A 2,773-nucleotide genomic window follows, 5' to 3' on the forward strand; every position below is an offset into this window, starting at 1 on the left:
GTACATCCTTGGGCGATACCAGCACCGCCATCCTCTCCTGTGATTCAGATATGGCAAGCTCGGTGCCGTCCAGCCCCTCGTATTTTTTGGGTATGGCATCCAGGTTTATCTCAAGGCCGTCGGCCAGTTCACCTATGGCCACCACCACGCCGCCGGCGCCAAAGTCATTGCACTTCTTGATAAGCCGGCTCACCGAAGGGTTTCTGAAAAGCCTCTGGATCTTCCTTTCGGTGGGCGGATTCCCCTTTTGGACCTCGGCACCCGACTTTACCAGCGACTGTTCATCGTGCTCCTTGGACGAACCGGTAGCACCGCCGCACCCGTCACGGCCAGTCCTTCCGCCGAGAAGTATTACGACATCGCCGGGCTCAGGCTTTTCTCTCACCACGTTGTGCCTTGGTGCGGCACCGATCACCGCACCCAGCTCCATCCTCTTTGCCACATATCCCTCATCGTAAACTTCTACCACTTGTCCTGTGGCAAGGCCTACCTGATTTCCGTATGAGCTGAACCCCTGAGCAGCCACCGTGGTTATCTTTCGCTGCGGCAGTTTGCCGGGGAGGGTCTTCTCAATAGGGGTTCTGGGATCGCCGCTTCCCGTGATCCTCATGGCCTGATATACATAGGCTCGTCCCGACAGTGGGTCCCTTATGGCCCCTCCCAGGCACGTGGCCGCCCCGCCAAAGGGCTCTATCTCGGTAGGATGGTTGTGCGTTTCGTTTTTGAACATTACAAGCCACTGCTCTTTTTGGCCGTTTACATCCACGTCAACCACAATGCTGCTGGCGTTTACCTCATCAGATTCCTCTAGGTCATCCAGCATGCCCTTCTTCTTAAGCTCCTTCATGGCAATGGTGGCTATGTCCATAAGGCAAATATCCTTATCCTGTTCCTTGTCCCCGTAGATGAACTTTCTGGTATCGAGATAGCTTTCAAGTGCAGCTTTTATCGGATGTGTATACTTACCATCCTCAATTGCAATGTCCTCAATCTTGGTTAAAAATGTGGTGTGGCGACAGTGGTCGGACCAGTAGGTGTCAAGCATGCGAAGCTCGGTTATTGTAGGGTCCCGCCTCTCCACGTTTTTGAAGTAATCCTGGCAAAACTCCATGTCGTCCAATGACATAGCAAAGCCCCTGTCGTCTATAAACTCGGCCAGCTTCTCTCTTTCCCACTCAGTAAATCCCTCTATCGTTTCCACATCAGCTGGGGGCTCAACCTCGACTTCAAGCGATTCCGGCTTTTCAAAAGAGGCTTCCCTGCACTCGATAGGATTTATGCAGTAGCCCTTTATCCTCTCAAGCTCTTCCCTGGATACATTACCACCTAAGATTATGACCTTGGCTGTACGGCACAGTGGCCTTTCGCCCCTGGTCAAAAGCTGTATACACTGGCTGGCCGAATCGGCCCTCTGGTCATACTGCCCGGGCAGGTACTCTATGGCAAAGGCCTGCTCGCCATCCCTCAAAGGGAACTCCTCATCATATACCACATCCACCGGGGGCTCAGAAAATATAGTGTTCCTGCACGCCATGTATTCTTCATCAGAAAGTCCCTGCACATCATACCGGTTTATGACCCTGACGTATTTTAACCCTTTTATCCCCAGGTTGTACTTTAAATCCCTGTAAAGCGCTTGCGCTTCGACATCAAAGCCTTTCTTTTTCTCAACCAATATTCGCCTAACCTTGCTCATGGCTATCTTATCTCCTTCAAAACTAATAATTTTTTCAGCCGATGTGAAAATATTCGATAATATATCCATATTATGCAGTGGGATAATACCATCTGCTTACCGAACAATACAGTTAAATAATAACATAAAAATTCGGGATTTTAAATACTTTTTTTATAATTTTTTTCATATTGTACGACATAGATGCCGCTTGGTAAGGCCATCACGAATTCCTCTCCGTCCCAGAGAGCAATAATATCGTCCTTCCTTGCCTTGCTTGGCAAAATTTCAGCAAATTGCCACAATACAAATCTCTCACGACATGCCCGTATATGTCGTTTATGTTTTTGAAGTTATCGATATCAAAACAACAAAGCTTAGCTCACTACTTTTTCTCTTTTCTAAATTCACCTTTTAAATCCTCATACTCTCTATAATACATTACAATGTATTCATCTATCTTCTGGCTTATCTTAAAAATGACCTTTTTGTTGATGTTCATTTCAATGGCGTTATTGAGCAAATTGCGGGCTATCTTAATCCTGGTCTTTGCGTCCACATGACCACCCCACCAGTATGCGTCATTCATAATTTTACATTATATATAGGCTATTTGGCAAATATAAAAATATGCAATTTGCAAATTCAGGTACACATCAAAATCAGGTAAAGTAAAGATATACAATGTTGGGAGTGAATAAGATGTCAAGCAGAATGGAACCGGATAACAAAGCAATTGGCCAAAGAATACGTAGCGAAAGAAAAAAGTTCAACCTTTCGAGAGAAGAGCTGGCAGAGATCATCGGACTGTCCGAATACTATGTAGGACAGTTGGAGAGAGGCGAAAGGCAGATGAGCCTTCCAGTTCTAGTTAAAATAGCGAAGTGTTTGCATACATCTTTGGATTATCTCGTTTTTGGGAAAATTGTGGATGCTCAACCTTCGGTTAATGAACCCCACGCTGAATACAGAAACCTAAACGATGAAGAACTAAATGAGCTACTTGGCAGGTGTTCCTCTAAAGAGCTGGAGCTAATTAAAAAGCTTATAAAGTTAGTTCTTCCTTACGTTAACATAAAATGATTTGATGTGTTTTCA

General features: G+C 45.9%; 3 protein-coding genes. 1 reads left to right on the plus strand and 2 read right to left on the minus strand.

The annotated features are described in order from the left end of the window. Both FWJ59_RS09170 and FWJ59_RS09175 read right to left on the minus strand, forming a co-directional pair. Positions 1 to 1,696, minus strand: a 1,696-nt coding sequence (locus FWJ59_RS09170; RefSeq protein ID WP_414481634.1) for an AIR synthase-related protein, incomplete at its 3' end; no start/stop codon positions are given. A gap of 364 nt (positions 1,697 to 2,060) precedes the next feature. Then, positions 2,061 to 2,264 carry an aspartyl-phosphate phosphatase Spo0E family protein gene (locus FWJ59_RS09175; RefSeq protein WP_414481635.1) on the minus strand — a complete coding sequence of 68 codons (204 nt, stop codon included), beginning with the start codon at positions 2,262 to 2,264 and terminating at the stop codon, positions 2,061 to 2,063. Positions 2,265 to 2,377: 113 nt separating this feature from the next. On the opposite strand from FWJ59_RS09175, the gene FWJ59_RS09180 reads away from it, so the two are divergent. Then, positions 2,378 to 2,758 carry a helix-turn-helix domain-containing protein gene (locus FWJ59_RS09180; RefSeq protein ID WP_414481636.1) on the plus strand — a complete coding sequence of 127 codons (381 nt, stop codon included), beginning with the start codon at positions 2,378 to 2,380 and terminating at the stop codon, positions 2,756 to 2,758. The last annotated feature ends 15 nt before the right edge of the window (positions 2,759 to 2,773 follow it).

Origin of the sequence: Caldicoprobacter sp. (assembly GCF_047459465.1) — a bacterium.
In the GTDB taxonomy this organism is placed as follows: Bacteria; Bacillota; Clostridia; order Caldicoprobacterales; family Caldicoprobacteraceae; genus Caldicoprobacter.

Bases quoted from the DNA above. Each gene is read 5' to 3' on its own strand.
- FWJ59_RS09175 (WP_414481635.1), bottom strand. From the start codon at position 2,264: ATGAATGACGCATACTGGTGGGGTGGTCATGTGGACGCAAAGACCAGG.
- FWJ59_RS09180 (WP_414481636.1), top strand. From the start codon at position 2,378: ATGTCAAGCAGAATGGAACCGGATAACAAAGCAATTGGCCAAAGAATA.